Annotated in this window: 11 protein-coding genes; 5 read left to right on the forward strand and 6 right to left on the reverse strand. The window is 68.3% G+C overall.

Going from position 1 to position 14,713, the window contains the following annotated elements; translation table 11 throughout:
• Positions 1-9 precede the first annotated feature (9 nt).
• Positions 10-876, forward strand: a complete 867-nt coding sequence (locus AC07NG_RS11695; protein WP_494594215.1) for an alpha/beta fold hydrolase — start codon at positions 10-12, stop codon at positions 874-876.
• Entirely contained in the window at positions 873-1,364 is a 492-nt protein-coding gene (locus AC07NG_RS11700; RefSeq protein ID WP_494594216.1) for a cupin domain-containing protein, read from the forward strand. The genes AC07NG_RS11695 and AC07NG_RS11700 overlap by 4 nt, the downstream gene beginning before the upstream one ends.
• Positions 1,365-1,425: 61 nt before the next feature.
• Here AC07NG_RS11700 and AC07NG_RS11705 read toward each other — a convergent pair whose 3' ends face one another.
• Both AC07NG_RS11705 and AC07NG_RS11710 read right to left on the reverse strand, forming a co-directional pair.
• The gene (locus AC07NG_RS11705) at positions 1,426-2,463 is read right to left on the reverse strand and encodes a FecR family protein (RefSeq protein ID WP_494594217.1); all 1,038 of its coding nucleotides are present in this window, start codon (positions 2,461-2,463) and stop codon (positions 1,426-1,428) included.
• Entirely contained in the window at positions 2,460-2,987 is a 528-nt protein-coding gene (locus AC07NG_RS11710; RefSeq protein ID WP_492854728.1) for an RNA polymerase sigma factor, read from the reverse strand. The genes AC07NG_RS11705 and AC07NG_RS11710 overlap by 4 nt, the downstream gene beginning before the upstream one ends.
• Positions 2,988-3,233: 246 nt before the next feature.
• Between AC07NG_RS11710 and AC07NG_RS11715 the strand changes: the two genes are divergently transcribed.
• The 3 genes from AC07NG_RS11715 (at position 3,234) to pip (ending at position 8,690) form a co-directional block, all read left to right on the forward strand.
• On the forward strand, positions 3,234-3,830 hold the full coding sequence (locus AC07NG_RS11715) for a helix-turn-helix domain-containing protein (RefSeq protein ID WP_494594218.1): 597 nt from the start codon (positions 3,234-3,236) through the stop codon (positions 3,828-3,830).
• 499 nt (positions 3,831-4,329) lie between these two features.
• Entirely contained in the window at positions 4,330-7,485 is a 3,156-nt protein-coding gene (locus AC07NG_RS11720; RefSeq protein WP_494594219.1) for a TonB-dependent receptor, read from the forward strand.
• A 119-nt stretch (positions 7,486-7,604) separates the two neighbouring features.
• A complete protein-coding gene (gene pip / locus AC07NG_RS11725) occupies positions 7,605-8,690 on the forward strand; it encodes a prolyl aminopeptidase (RefSeq protein WP_492854725.1) in 1,086 nt (361 codons plus the stop codon).
• Here the strand turns inward: pip and AC07NG_RS11730 are convergent.
• The 4 genes from AC07NG_RS11730 to AC07NG_RS11745 are packed head-to-tail and all read right to left on the reverse strand — an operon-like array spanning position 8,687 to position 14,680.
• Positions 8,687-8,911 carry a hypothetical protein gene (locus tag AC07NG_RS11730; RefSeq protein ID WP_110119434.1) on the reverse strand — a complete coding sequence of 75 codons (225 nt, stop codon included), beginning with the start codon at positions 8,909-8,911 and terminating at the stop codon, positions 8,687-8,689. The two genes, pip and AC07NG_RS11730, sit on opposite strands and share 4 nt — an antisense overlap.
• Before the next feature lies 1 nt (position 8,912).
• Positions 8,913-10,484 carry a carboxylesterase/lipase family protein gene (locus AC07NG_RS11735; protein ID WP_492854724.1) on the reverse strand — a complete coding sequence of 524 codons (1,572 nt, stop codon included), beginning with the start codon at positions 10,482-10,484 and terminating at the stop codon, positions 8,913-8,915.
• Between the two features lie 14 nt (positions 10,485-10,498).
• Positions 10,499-12,691: a beta-glucosidase family protein gene (locus AC07NG_RS11740; protein ID WP_492854723.1), complete on the reverse strand. Its 2,193-nt coding sequence runs from the start codon at positions 12,689-12,691 to the stop codon at positions 10,499-10,501.
• 12 nt (positions 12,692-12,703) lie between these two features.
• Entirely contained in the window at positions 12,704-14,680 is a 1,977-nt protein-coding gene (locus AC07NG_RS11745; RefSeq protein WP_492854722.1) for a glycoside hydrolase family 3 protein, read from the reverse strand.
• Between the last annotated feature and the right edge of the window lie 33 nt (positions 14,681-14,713).

Raw genomic sequence — 14,713 nt, forward strand, 5'->3', positions numbered from 1 at the left:
ACCCCCGCCATGGCGCAGGTCAAGCCGTTCCCGGCCAGCTTCAAGATCCAGGAAATCGCCACCAACGGCGCGACGATCCACGTCCGCGTCGGCGGTTCGGGACCGGCCGTCGTGCTGCTGCACGGCTATGGCGAGACCGGCGACATGTGGGAGCCGCTGGCCGTCGAACTGGCCAAGGATCACACCGTCGTCGTGCCCGACCTGCGGGGCCTTGGCCTGTCGTCCAAGCCCGCCTCCGGCGGCTACGACAAGAAGAACCAGGGCCAGGACGTGGCCGGCGTGCTCGACGCCCTGAAGATCACCAAGGCCGATCTGGTCACCCACGACATCGGCAACATGGTCGGCTACGCCTTCGCCGCCGAGCATCGCGATCGCGTCGGCCGTTTCGTGCTGATCGACGCGCCGCTGCCCGGCGTCGGGCCGTGGGACGAGATCCTGAAGAACCCGCTGCTGTGGCATTTCCGGTTCGGCGGTCCCGACATGGAGCGCCTGGTCGCCGGCCGCGAGCGCATCTATCTCGATCGCTTCTGGAACGAGTTCTCGGCCAATCCCTCCCGGTTCACCGAGGCTTCGCGCCAGCACTACGCCAAGCTCTACGCCCAACCTGGCGCCATGCACGGCGGCTTCTCGCAGTTCGCCGCCTTCGACCAGGACGCCATCGACAACAAGGCCTTCGTCGCCGAGGGCAAGCTGACCGTGCCGGTGCTCGCGCTGGGCGGCGAGAAGTCGTTCGGGCCGATGATGGCGACGGTGATGCGCTTCGCGGCCAGCAACGTGACCGAGGGCGTCGTTCCGGACTCCGGCCACTGGATCATGGAGGAAAACCCCAAGGCCACCGTGGCGATGGTGCGCGACTTCCTGGACGCCAAGCCGTGAGCCGCCCCGTCGCGATATCGGCCGGCGCCGCGATCCTGCTGGCGACCTTCGCCATCGCGGGCGGCGCTTGGGCCGCGGAGCCCCTGGTTCGCCTGACGCCGTCCGAGATCGACGGCCTGGCCAAGGGCGGCGCCACGGCCGGCACCTCGGGCGTATCGGGCATCCGCACGACGGTCCTGTACGGCGACCCGACCAAGGCCGGCCCCTACACGATCGCGCTGCAAGTCCCGCCCAACACCCGCATCGCCGCCCACGGGCACCGCGACGACCGCACCGCCGTGGTCGTCGCCGGCGTCTGGCGCTTCGGCTATGGGCGCAAGGCCGACGAGACCCTGGTCAAGATCCTGCCGCCGGGCAGCTTCTACAGCGAGCCGGCCGGGGTGGAGCATTTCGCCATGACCGGACCGGAGGGTGCCAGCGTCTACATCTCCGGCTTCGGCCCGACCAGCACCAACTATGTCGAGGCGGCCGACGCACCCAAGCCGTGACGACATCGACCTTGGGGGGCAAGGCCGACGCCTTGCCCCCGGAGTTCGATCGGAACGAGGTTCAGCGCCGCGTGGAGACGAGCTCGTAGGTGTCGGCGTCGCGGGCGACCATCCGGACCGGCAGCACCTGCGACACCGAGCGTCCGAACCGCCTGGCGTCGCCCGTCCTGAAGACGCCGGTGATGCGCAGGGCCGCGACCTTCGGATCGCGGATGACGATCTTGGCTCGCGTGTAGCGGTTCAGCAGGCCGACGGCTTCGGAAAGCGGCTGGTCATGAAACTCCAGAACGCCCTGCTTCCAGCCGAGAGCCTCGTCGAGATCGACCGGCGCCACCGTGCCCTGCGCGCCGTTCCTGGCGGTGAAGGCCTGGCCGGGCGCGAGCCGGACCGGCGGCTCGCTCGCCCTCGCCTGGACCGGGGCCACCGACACGGCGCCTTCGGCCAGCACGACCCGCAAGGCGCCCGGCGTCAGGCGCACGTCGAACTGGGTGCCCAGCGCGGTGACCACGCGCCCGTCGGCGCGAACCGCGAAGGGATGAGCCCGGTCATGGGCGACATCGAAGAACGCCCGGCCGCTCAGCAGGCGCACCTCGCGCCGACCGCCCGAAAAGGCCACGTCGATCCCACTGTCGACGTCCAGCGTCACCCGGGTGCCGTCCGGCAGGTCGACGATGGATTTCTGGCCCTTGCCGGTGACGTAGTCGGCCCGGCCGACGGCGGTGAGCGAAGGCCCCGCCTCGACCGCCACCTTGGCCGGCTCGCCTGAACCGCGGAACCAGCCTTGGTGAACGCCCGTGAGCAGCGTCGCCGACACCGCCAGGACCGCGATCGAAGCCGCGACCGCCCGAGGCCAGAACGGCTTGGCGGCCGGCTCGGGGCTGGCCCGCCGCGCCGCCCGCGCCATGGCGGCGATCAGGTCGCTGTCCTCGGCGTCCTCGAAGACGTCCCAGACCCGATGGGCCTGGATCCAGGCGTCGCGGTTGTCCTGGCTTTCCTCCAGCCAGGCCGCGAACTGCTCGCGCTGAGGCGACTGATCGAGGTCGTCCCGGGCCAGCCAGCGCGCCGCGGCCTGGGCGGGGGTCGTGGCGTCGCGGGTCATCGGGCGTCTCCCGCGTGGGCCATCAGGTGCTCGATAGCGCGAACCATGTGCTTTTCCACCGTGCTGATCGAAAGGCCAAGGCGCGTGGCGATGGCCTGATGGCGCAGGCCGTCGATCCTGCGCAGCAGGAAGATCGTCCGCGTTCGCTCAGGCATGGTCATCAGGGCGGCGGCGGCGGCGTTCAGCGCCTGCTTGCCGGCATAGATGCGATCAGGGTCGAAGTCGTGTTCGTCGCGAAGGCTGGGATCCAGCACCACGTGCCCGTCGGCGTGCCGGACCGCCCGACGCCGGTAGCGGTCGGCCAGGACGCTGGCGGCGATCTGGAAGATGTAGGCGCTGGCGTGATCGGTGTTCGAGGGCGTGCCGCGCACGGTCAGGCGCAGGAACACCTCCTGGACCAGATCCTCGACCTCGACGGGGTTGCGCACCCGGCGTCGGAAATAGGCGGCCAGCGGTCCGCGCATCGCCGACGCCTGGCGGGCGAAGACGTCCGCGCGCGCAGCGGCCTCGGAGGCGTCGGACATGGGCTCCCCTCGCGCCATTCCCATCAGAGACTCCGATCCCTGTCCAACGGCATGTGGCGCGGGCTTTCGAGAGGGCAGAACGCAGCGCCGGCGAAAGTCCTCATCAAAAATATTTCCTGGATCGACCGGCGGGATCACCTGGCGCGCCCTGGTGGCGAATGAGGGTTTTCGTCGCCCGTGCGTAATGCCTCCCCGGGCGGACGCAAGCGACGGTCGCCGACGGAGATGACGATGTGCGACCCCTCTATGGACAAGAAGGACCTCGCCCCAGCGCTCGCTTCTCCGATCGACCTGATGGCGCTGACCGTGCTGGACATGCTGGATCGCGCCGACCGGGCGGTGGAGGTCGATCCCCGCCAGGCCCGGATTCTCATCGGCCAGGCGTCGCGCCTTCTGGCGCCGGCCCGCGACGTCCGCCTCGCGCCGAGGCGGCGTTCAGACCTGATGCTCGCGCCCTGGCAGGAGCGCAGGGTCACGCGCCATATCGACGAGCGCCTCGGTCAACCGATCAGCGTCGCCGAACTGGCCGAAGGCGTCGGCTTCAGCCCCAGCCACTTCTCGCGCTGCTTCAAGAGCAGCTTCGGCGTCGCCCCGCGCGGATATGTGATCCGCAGACGCCTGGAACGCGCCAAGAGCCTGATGCTGCACACCCGCTTGCCGCTGTGCCAGATCGCGATGGATTGCGGCTTCAGCGATCAGGCGCACATGTCCCGCACCTTCCGCGCGATCGTCGGCAGCTCGCCGAACCGCTGGCGGCGTGAGCAGGCTTCGGGCGCGGCGATCTTGATTCCCACAACCCTGCCGAACGTTTCACAAATTGGGAAACAGCGCCTCGAAGGCTGAGGTTTCACTTCATCTCTGAAACATAGGTTTCCAATAGATTTCCAATCGTTTTCGCTGAATGCAGATTGGCCGAAATTCGCCGTTATATAGTCATGAAGCGCACGCTTCCGAATTGACAAACCATCGACTTCGACAAGATTGCCAAAATCGTTGCAGAGATCGCAAAGATCCGCAGCGAACGTGAAGACCGCTCACATAGGCGACGCCGCGATAACCCCCGCGTACGATCGTCAACACATCGAGGCATGACGTCGAAACTTCGGCGCTCGTGTTCTGCCAGCGAGCGCTGCTCCCGACGCAACGAAGCGTCGGCGACCGATCGCCAAGGCCCCGGTGTTTCCACACGCCAGCTTCGATCCAACCGCAACGCCCGCGATCACGGCGGCGTCCGGCGGCTCGACTTGGCGCGTCTCGATTTCGGCCAACACACACCGCGGCGACCGGAGGGGGCGCCGCGCTGAACAAGGGCGGTCACCGCCTGCACTCTCGGAGGGAACTCATGAAGAACGTCCGCAGATCACGCTTCGAAACCCAATTGCTGATGACCACGGGCCTGGCCGCGGCCATCCTGGGCTCGAGCTCGTCGATCGCCCTGGCCCAAGCCGCCCAGCCCACCGATACGGCCAAGGCCGCGCCGGAAGCCACGGTCGAGAACAAGGTCGCGGAAATCGTCGTCGTCGGCACCCGCGCCAGCCTGCAGTCGGCTATGGGCCGCAAGAAGCGAGCGGGGACGATCTCGGATTCGATCGTCGCCGAGGACATCAGCCAGTTCCCGGACAAGAACGTCGGCGAGGCTCTGGGCCGGGTGACCGGCGTGCAGCTGGCCCGCGACTTCGGCGAAGGCAACGCGGTGTCGATCCGCGGCGTCGAGCCCGACCTGAACCGGGTCGAGATCAACGGCATGAGCACCCTGTCGACCGCCGGCAACCTGGCGGTCTACGGCGGCGGCGGCCGCGCCAACGACTTCCGTGAACTGGCCTCCGAGCTGGTCAAGTCGATCGACGTCTTCAAGGGCTTCACGGCCGACATGACCGAGGGCGGTGTCGGCGGCACGGTCAGCGTCACCACCCGCAAGCCGCTGGACTTCAAGAAGCCGACGGTCTCGTTCACCGGCTCGCTGCAGAACCTGGACACCGTCAAGGGCTGGAAGCCGCGTACGAACCTGTTCGCCGCGACCCAGCTGTTCGACGGGCGCCTGGGCCTGATGGCCAACGTCACCTACGACAAGGTCAACACCCGCGGCGACTATGTCCGCAACTCGTCATGGGGCCGCTTCGCCGACTTCGACAGCTCGGCCGACAAGACGGTCGATTACTACTCGACCGCCTACAGCGACCAGATCAACGAACTGGCCCGCGGCGTGACGACCTATGCTGGCTGCTCCAGCCTGACGACGCCGGATTCGACGCAGATCTCGACGACCAACCTGCGCACGGCCTGCCAGAGCCAGTGGTACGACTACGCGCCGCGCGTGGCCCGCTACGGCGTCTGGACCCGCGAGGACGAGCGCCTCTCGGCCGAGTTCACCGCTCAGTACCGGGTCAGCGACAAGATCGACGTCTGGGCTAGCTACAACCGCAATGAGCGGTCGCAGCGCCTGAACGACATCAACTACGGCACCGACTTCACCTCGGCGACGCGCCTGCGCAACGCGGCCTCGGCCAGCGCCTGCTCGTCGACCAACACCACGGCCAGTTCCGTCGTCGTGGACGCCAACCACAACGTCATCCAGTACACCCTGGGCAACTGCCTCACCACCTCGGGCGCCGGCGGCTACAACGGCTTCGGCATCAGCTCGCGCGACTTCGCCTACGACTCGTCGAGCGACTACTACAACGTCGGGGCCAACTACCGTGGCGACCGCCTGCAGGTCGAATTCCAGGCCTCCAGCGCAGAGACCTCGACCGTCTCGCAGACCAACAACGTCAGCGTCAGCTTCGACACGCCCGGCATGACGGTCACCCTCGACCCGACCACCGGCGCGCCGTCGTTCACTTTCGCGACTGGCTACAGCCCGTCGGACGCCTCGGCGATCCGCCAGTGGCAGATCCAGTACCGCCCGTCGAACTCGGCCACGGAAGAGAAGCAGTACAAGATCGACTTCGACTACGAGACCAACCTGCCGTTCCTCAAGAAGATCGAGTTCGGGGGCCGCGCCACCGACTTCTCGACCAAGGGCTACGGCTACGGCGGCTACATCCTCGACGGCGGCACGAACGACTACTCCACCGCCGACGACACCGTCCTCTACACCAACGCGGTCAATTCGACGGCGACGATCCTGAGCACGCAGACGGCTGACCAGACCAGCCCGACCGCCGCCTCGGCGGCCTACACCACCGGCTATTGGTCGACGACTGAGACCTGGTCGCGGGCGTTCTCCAACGCGGTCTTCTCGCAGGCGATGACCCAGCTGCCCGACGCCTTCTACTACGGCGGCGGCTCCCTGCCCTCGACCTGGCTCTATCCGAACTTCAACCAGGTCGCCCAGTACCTCGACACGTCGCACTTCAACCTGAACAACCTGGTGACCACCACCGGCAACGACGGCAAGACCTACGAGCAGATCCCCTACCGGATCGCCGAGCAGACGGACGCCCTGTACCTGAAATTCGACTACGAGTTCCCGCTGTTCGACTACGACGTGGTGGGTAACTTCGGCTGGCGCCGGGTCCATACCAAGACCTCTGGCACGGGCGCTCAAACTCGCAGCGAGACCTATGCGGCGACCAACGGCGGCACCTCGACGACCTATGTGCTGAGCAACTCGATCGCGACCATGACCAAGGACTACACGGTCTGGCTGCCGAGCTTCAACGTGGGCCTGTGGCTGCAGCCCAACAAGCTGTCGGCCCGCGCCGGTTTCGCCCAGCTGATGGCCCGTCCGCGCATGGACTACCTGATGCCGACGGTCAGCTGCACCACCGACAATTCGCCAGACGCCAGCGGCGAATATGACGAACCCAGCTGCTCGGCCGGCAATCCGAACCTGAAGCCCTATCGCGCCAACCAGTACGACCTGTCGTTCGAGTGGTACCCCAACAGCGACACCCAGCTGTCGCTGGGCCTGTTCTACAAGGACATCAAGTCGTTCTACGTCAGCTCGCGCACGCTGATCGGCAAGGTCGACGTCTACGGCGACGGCGTGCTCTACAACTACAATACCTACATCAACGGCCAGGGCGCGAAGATCTCGGGCCTGGAACTGACCGGCAAGACGGCCCTGACCTGGCTGCCGGGCGCGCTGTCGGGCTTCGGCGTCGACGCCAACTACACCTACCAGGAAGCCAAGGACGTCGAGCTCTATTCCACGCTCGACGGCTCGCCGCTGCCGTTCCCCGGCCTGTCGAAGAGCAGCGCCAACCTGACGGTCTGGTACGACAAGGGCCCGATCAACGCCCGTCTCGCCTACAACTATCGTTCGAAGTACCTGTCATCGGCGGCCGACACCTCGGGCCAGCCGGTGTTCAAGGAGCCGACCGGCTATCTGGACGGCAAGATCACCTGGAAGCCGGGCCCGAAGGGTCTGCAGCTCTTCGTCGAAGGCAAGAACCTGACCAAGGAAGAAGAAGTCTCGACGGCCGGCGACATCCGCCTGATCGAGCAAGGCTACTTCGGTCGCCGCTTCTTCATGGGCTTCACCTACAAGTACTAGCCCTCTGAAACCCCGGCCGCGCGCCCCCCCAGTGCGCGCGGCCGAGGCCATTTGCTGCAAGCCTCGATCCGGCCGAACTGGTAAGCCACCCTCACGGAGTCGCTTACGGAAGACCGGTCATGAATTTCTCGACGCTGCGCACGACCAGCAAGGTCACCACCGAGTGGAAGTACGCCCAGCCGACCGCCAGCAAGAGCGGCCTGCTGCAGGTCGACACCGCGCCCGACCACAAGCTCTACTGGGAAGAATACGGCAATCCGGACGGCGAGCCGGTGATGTTCCTGCATGGCGGCCCCGGCGGCGCCTGCGCCCCGCCGATGGCCCGCTTCTTCGATCCCGACCGCTATCGCGTCATCCTGTTCGACCAGCGCGGCTGCGGCAAAAGCCAGCCGACCGTGGCCTCGGCCGGTCCGCAGGTCGCCCTGACCCACAACACCACCGATCATCTGGTCGACGACATCAACAAGCTGCGCGACGCGCTGGGCATCACCGGCCGCATGCACGTGTTCGGCGGCAGCTGGGGCAGCACCCTGGCGCTGACCTACGCCATCCGCCACGCCGACAAGGTGGCCTCGCTGATCCTGCGCGGCATCTTCCTCGGCGCGACCGAAGACCTGCTCTACATGTACCAGGGCAATGCGGCGGCCTTCACCCAGACGCCCTACGCCCTGACCGAGCCCGGCGCCTACATCGCCTATCCCGACGAGTGGAAGGCCTTCGTCGAGGTGATCGCACCGGAAGACCGGGGCGACATCATGGGCGCCTACAAGGCGATCTTCGACATGGTCCCGGCGAGCGAGGCCGAGCGTCGTCGCCAGCTCGAAGCCGCCGTGGCCTGGTCGGTCTGGGAAGGCACGATCTCGAACATGATCCCCGACAACGCCGACGCCGGGAAGTTCGGCGAGGCCGACTTCGCCCTGTGCTTCGCCCAGATCGAGGCCCACTTCTTCGCCAACGGCCTGTTCCTGGAGCCGGACTACATCGTGCGCAACGCGGGCGCGCTGAAGGGTCTCGACATCCACATCGTCCACGGCCGCTTCGATCAGGTCTGTCCGCTGTCGCAGGCCTCGCGCCTGGTCGCGGCGCTTAACGAGGTCGGCGCCCCGCCGGCCAGCTATGTGAAGACCGACGCTGGCCACAGCGCCATGGAGGGCCAGACGGTTCTGGCCCTGACGGCGATCATGGACGGGCTGCCCAGGATCTAGGCCGCCCTGCGGCTCGTCTCGCCGCACATCCGCCGATAGCGCTCCAGCAGCCGGTCCAGCGTCGCGCGCTTGACCGGCCGGCCGTCGCGCAGCTTGACCCAGGTGGTCTCGCTGATGCCGAAGGTGTCCTGCAGGCAGGCCTTGGTGGCCGCCGGCAGGACCCGTCGCAGGGCCAGGAAGGTTTCGCGGTCGATCACCGCGTCGGCCAGACGCTCGGCCATGTCACTTCCCCGCCGACGGCGGCGTGGTCGCCTTGACGAGGTCGAGGCGCGCCTTCGACGGATCCGGACCGACCCTCACGCCGTCATTGGTGAAGTCGATGATCACGTCGCCCGCCGCGTCGTACTTCGGCCAGGCCGGCTGACCGGCGGCGTCAGGCGCGCCCTTGGTTGCGAAGGCGATCCAGTAGGCGTGGGCGGCCTTGGCGGCGGCCGCGTCGGCCGGGGTCAGGGCCGCGCCGTAGCGGGCGTCGACGGTGTCGAACACGAACGGAATCTCGGTGGCGTGCGGGGCGCTCCACCAGCCCTCGCGCTGGCTTTCGGCCACGTAGGAGAAGCGGAACGACCAGACCGGCGCGCCCTGGGCGGCCAGGGTGCGGGCGACCTCGCGGGCCGGCTCGATGAACATCCGGTCGCCGGCGGCCTTCCAGCCATAGACCTTGATGTCGCCGTCGCCGGTCGGGTCGTAGAGCGTCTCGGCCTCGGCGCGCCTGTCGCCGAACGGGGCGAAGACCTGGTCGCGCGTCCCGCCGAAGAAGAAGCCGTCGGCGCCGGTGGCGCCGACCAGCACGGGCGTCTTGGTCCACTCCCCGGCCGCGTAGGCGTCGAGCACCGGCTTGGTGACGAGCTTGCCGTCGACCATCGGCCCGCCGTTCCAGGTGGGAACGCCGGAGGTGGCCATGTTCAGGCCGTCGACTACGGCGTCGGCCGGCAGGGCGCGCAGGGCCGCGAGGGCTTCAGCGCCCTCCCCGGTCACGCCGGCCTTGGCGGCGAAGGCGACGCCGACGCTCTCGGCCGAGCGCTCGCCCGGCGCGGCCTTGATCGGCAGCGAGGGCAAGAGGCGCGGCCGCCCGCCGCCCGACTGGATGATGGCCTTGTCGAACAGGCCCTCGGCCAGGGGCGTGGTCAGCAGGGCGTGGACCGACATGCCGCCGGCCGACTCCCCGAAGATCGTGACGTTGTCCGGATCGCCCCCGAAGGCGGCGATGTTGGCCTTGACCCACTTCAGGGCCGCGATCTGGTCCATGAAGGCGTAGTTGCCCAAGAGGCCGCCGTCGGCGTTCTCGGCGCTCAGGGCCGGATGGGCGAAGAAGCCGAAGCGGCCGACCCGGTAGTTGAAGCTGACCAGCACGACGCCGTCGCGGGCGAAGCGGTCGCCGGCATAGACCTCGGGCGAGGAGCCGCCGTTGACGAAGCCGCCGCCGTAGATCCAGACCATGACCGGCTTCTTGGCCTTGGCCTTGATGGCGTCCTTCGGCGTCCAGACGTTCACATAGAGGCAGTCCTCGGCCGGCTTGACGCCCAGGGGCGCGGCGTCGCCCGGGAACGGGTTCTGCGCGCAGTCGGGGCCATATTCGGCGGCCGAGCGGACGGCGGTCCAGGCCTTGGGGGCCTGGGGCGCGCGCCAGCGCAGCGGACCGACCGGCGGCGCGGCGAAGGGCACGCCCTTGAAGGCCGCGACCGGACCGGTCTCGACGCCTTCGACCGGACCGTTCGTGGTCTTGACCACGGGACCCGCGAGAACGGGAAGCCCGACGGTGAGCGCGAGCGCCAGGCCGGAAACCAGAGACTTCATCACTACGCCCTCCCCTACGGCTTCAGCGTCCGCGCCTTGACCTTGGCGCCGCCCTTCAGGGCCAGATCGGTCGCCGAGGCGCCGACTGCCACCTGATAGTCGCCGCCCGTGACGACCCAACGATGACCCTTGGCGTCGAAGCTGGCCAGCAGGCGCGGATCGGCAGTCAGGGTCACGCGACGGGTCTCGCCCGGCTTGAGGGCCAGCTTGTCGAAGCCGATCAGGCGCTGCAACGGCTTGCCGGCCGCGCCGGTCAGATAGACCTGCGGGGCGTCCTTGCCCTCGACCTTGCCGGTGTTGGCGACGTCGAAGCTGACCGTGACCGTTTGTCCGCCTTCCACCTTGAGGTTCGAATAGGCGAACGAGGTGTAGGACAGGCCGTAGCCGAACGGGAACAGCGGCTTGTCGCCCGTGACGGCGAAGCGGCGGTAACCGACGTCGGCGCCCTCGGTGTAGTTGACGTCGAACTGGGTCTTTTCCGGCAGGCCGCGGCCCGGCAGGGCCTCGCGCGGATACTGGGCCTGCGAGGCCGGGAAGGTCATCGGCAGGCGGCCCGACGGATTGACCGCGCCGAACAGCACGTCGGCGATGGCTTCGCCGCCCTTGGCGCCCGAGTACCAGGCCTCGACCACCGCGCCGGCGTCGTTCAGCCAGGGCATGGAGACCGGGCCGCCGGTCTGCAGCACGACGATGGCGTTGGGGTTGGCGGCCGTGACGGCGGCGATCAGCTCGTCCTGGCCGTTGGGCAGGGACAGGTCGAAGGCGTCCTCGCCCTCGCCCATCCACTGGTTGCCGAACACCACCACGACATCGGCGGCCTTTGCGGCGGCCACGGCCGAGGCGATGTAGCGGCCGTCGTCGAAGGTGACCTTGGCGTCAGGCGCGCTCTTGCGGATCGCGGCCAGCGGCGAGGAGCCGTTGAAGTACTGGCTGCGGAACGGCCCCATCATGCCCTCGCCGCCCAACGGCACGACGCGCTTGGCGCCGCCCGGAGGCACGACCTGCGAGGAGCCGCCGCCCGACAGCACGCCGGCGTCGGCGTGACCGCCAATCACGGCGATCGTCTTGGCGGTCTTGGCCAGCGGCAGCAGGCCCTCGCGGTTCTTCAGCAGCACCACGCCTTCGGTCGCCGCAGCGCGAGCGGTCTCGGCGTTGGCGTCGTAGTCGATGGTCCCGCCCGAGGTCACCGGCTTGTCGAACAGGCCGGCGGCGAACATCGAGCGCAGGATGCGGCGGCTGGCGTCGGCCAGGCGCGCGGCCGGGACCTCGCCCTTCTCGACGGCGGCCTTCAGCGGCTCGCCGAACCAGATCTTGGCGTCGAGCTGCTCGCCCGACTGCTGGTCCAGACCCTTGAGGATGTAGTCGGTGGCGTGGACCGCGCCCCAGTCCGACATCACCCAGCCCTTGTAGCCCCAGTCGCCCTTCAGGACGTCGTTAAGCAGGTGGGGATTGCCGCAGCTGTAGTCGCCGTTGACGAGGTTGTAGGCGCACATCACCGAGCCGGGCTGGCCCTTTTCGACGGCGATCTGGAAGGCCAGCAGGTCGCTCTCGCGATGCGCGGCCTCGTCGATGATGGAATTGGCGAAGTGGCGGCTGGTCTCCTGGCCGTTCAGCGAGAAGTGCTTGATCGTCGAGATGATGCCCTGGTCCTGGATGCCCTTGATCTGGGCGGCCGCGAGGTTGGCGGCCAGCCAGGGGTCCTCGCCAAGATATTCGAAGTTGCGGCCGTTGCGCGGGTCGCGGGCCAGGTTCACGCCGCCGGCCAGCTGGACGTTGAAGCCCTTGGCGCGCGCCTCGCGGCCGACCACCGCCCCGCCCTCATAGGCCAGCTTGCTGTTGAAGGTCGCGGCCAGCGACAGGCCCGAGGCCAGGGCCGTGGCGCCGTCGCCGGGACGCACGCCCAGCGGATTGGTGACGCCGAGGCTGGCGTCGCTTTCCTGCAGGGCCGGCACGCCCAGACGCGGGATGCCGGGGATGTAGCCGGCCGAGCCGATGGCGCCCTCGGGCTTCTTGATGCCGAAGATCGGCATCGACATCGGGCCGTGAACCAGGCCGATGCGCTCGTCGAGAGTCAGCTCCTTCTCCAGCAGGGCCGCGCGCTCGTCGGGCGAGAGCTTGGTGTTCATCCACGGCTGGGCGGTTTGGGCGGACGCGGCGGAGGCCAGCGAAAGGGCCGCGATGCTGGCGGCGGTCGTCAGACGGATCATGGTCGCGGGTCCTCAGTAGGTCAGGCCGTAGTGGATCGGGTAGAGCGGCTTTTCGCTGTCGTGCGGGGCGTCCTCGGCCTGGGCCTCGACGGCGGCCATCGACGAGGGCAGCTCGAAGGGCAGCTTGCCGCGAGCGTGCGCCTTGCCCGTCACGGCGTCGAGGAAGGCCTCGTCGCTGGCGCCGAAGTCGCCGATCAGCACGGCGGCCTTGTTGCGGACATTGGTCAGGATCGCCGGACGGTCGAGATAGACGCTGACGATGGTCGGGACCTTGGCCGAGGCGGCCTTGATGGCCTCGTAGTCGGCGTTACCGTCCTTGAACGACAGGTCGCCCTCGTGCTGGAAGCTGCCGAAGGTGTAGTTCGGGTGCAGGGTCTCGAACGGCGTCGCGGCGCGGATGATGGCCAGATCCGCCTGGGCAAGATCCTCGACCGGCGTCAGGCCATAGGCCTTGGCGACTTCGGGTGAGACGCCCTTCAGCCAGACCTTGCGGCCGGCGGCCTTCAGCGGCAGGAGGCCATTCTTGTTCTCCAGCACCGTCAGGGCCGCGCTCTGGGCCGCCTGGCCCTCGGCGACGAAGGTCTTGGAGCCGACAACGGCCGTCGCGGCCTTGGGATCGACATAGGGGTTCTCGAACAGGCCCTGCTCGAACTTCACCACCAGGATGCGCTTCACGGATTCGTCGATGCGCGCTTCGGTGATCTTGCCGGCCTTCACGGCGGCCACCAGCTCGGCCGTGTCCTCGACGCCGCCGAACTGATCCAGACCCGCATTGACGCCCTTGGCGTAGCGGTCGACCTTGGCCAGGTCCTCGACGCCCCAGGCGGTGGAGAAGCCCTCGAAGCCGGGGCGCACGCCGGCCGGGAAGCCGTTGCGGCAGGTCTCTCCGCAGTCATTGGTGATCGCCCAGTCGGACACCACCACGCCCTTGAAGCCGTGCTTGCCGCGCAGCAGATCGGTCAGCAGCTGCTTGGAGAAGCCGGCGGCGACCGGCTCCAGAGCCGTACCTTCGAGGGAGACGCCCTGGAGAATGGCGTAGGTCGGCATCACGCCGACGACGCCGGCGGAGAAGGCCTCATCGAACGGCTTCACGTGCAGGTCGAACTGGCCCTTGGGGAAGACGGCGTAGCGGCCATAGCTGTTATGGCCGTCGAAGCCCTTGGCCGAAGCGCCGTAGCCGACCCAGTGCTTGACCACGGCCGAGACGCCGTTCGCGACGAGACCGGTGTCGCCGCCCTGGAAACCCTGGATGTAGGCCTTGGTCATCTTGCCGACGAGGTCGGCGTCCTCACCGAAGGTGCCATTGGTGCGCGGCCAGCGCGGCTCGGTCGACAGGTCGGCCATCGGCGAAAGGGCCTGGTGGATGCCGACCGCGCGGTACTCCTGGCGGGCGACGTCGCCGAAGCGCCGCACTAGCTTGGTGTCGCCGATGGCGGCCAGGCCCGGGGCCTCGGGCCACTTGGAGAAACCGCCGGCCTCGACACTGGCGCCGGCCGTGAACTGGAAGTGGTGGCGCGGATCGGTGCTGATGGTCGCCGGCACGCCCAGGCGGCCCTTCTCGGCGACGGCCTGGATGGCGTTGTTCTGCTCGGCCAGGAAGGCCGGAGCGCCGGCGAGACGGGTGATGAAGGTGGTGACGTGGCGGTCGATGACCAGCGGCGTCGCCTTGGCCATGTCGTAGCCCGAGCCCATGCCGGCCACGCCCATCGGGCCGGTCGCCGGCAGGGTGCCGTGCATCATCTGGCCGGCCTTCTCGTCCAGCGTCATGCGCTGGGTCAGGTCGGCGGCGCGAGCCTCGGGCGACAGGCGCCAGTCCTCGTAGGGCTCGAGCTTGCCGTCCCGGTCGAGGTCGCGGAACTTCAGGCCGTCGACCGTGATGACCTTGCCGTCGCGAACGCCCAGTTCGGGTTGCTTGGGTGCGGCGGAGGCCGCACCGCCGAGGATCGCGGCCGAGGCGGCCAGGAGCAGAAGGCGGCGGTCGAGGATCATCGGCTAAACTCGCTTGGTGACACGAAAACAAAG

The sequence above is a fragment of the Caulobacter sp. GW821-FHT10C03 genome (genome assembly GCF_059415485.1).

Coding starts and splice junctions, on each gene's coding strand:
- AC07NG_RS11695 (WP_494594215.1), top strand. CDS start 10: ATGGCGCAGGTCAAGCCGTTCCCGGCCAGCTTCAAGATCCAGGAAATC.
- AC07NG_RS11705 (WP_494594217.1), bottom strand. CDS start 2,463: ATGACCCGCGACGCCACGACCCCCGCCCAGGCCGCGGCGCGCTGGCTG.
- AC07NG_RS11710 (WP_492854728.1), bottom strand. CDS start 2,987: ATGTCCGACGCCTCCGAGGCCGCTGCGCGCGCGGACGTCTTCGCCCGC.
- AC07NG_RS11715 (WP_494594218.1), top strand. CDS start 3,234: ATGGACAAGAAGGACCTCGCCCCAGCGCTCGCTTCTCCGATCGACCTG.
- AC07NG_RS11720 (WP_494594219.1), top strand. CDS start 4,330: ATGAAGAACGTCCGCAGATCACGCTTCGAAACCCAATTGCTGATGACC.
- pip (WP_492854725.1), top strand. CDS start 7,605: ATGAATTTCTCGACGCTGCGCACGACCAGCAAGGTCACCACCGAGTGG.
- AC07NG_RS11730 (WP_110119434.1), bottom strand. CDS start 8,911: ATGGCCGAGCGTCTGGCCGACGCGGTGATCGACCGCGAAACCTTCCTG.
- AC07NG_RS11735 (WP_492854724.1), bottom strand. CDS start 10,484: ATGAAGTCTCTGGTTTCCGGCCTGGCGCTCGCGCTCACCGTCGGGCTT.
- AC07NG_RS11740 (WP_492854723.1), bottom strand. CDS start 12,691: ATGATCCGTCTGACGACCGCCGCCAGCATCGCGGCCCTTTCGCTGGCC.
- AC07NG_RS11745 (WP_492854722.1), bottom strand. CDS start 14,680: ATGATCCTCGACCGCCGCCTTCTGCTCCTGGCCGCCTCGGCCGCGATC.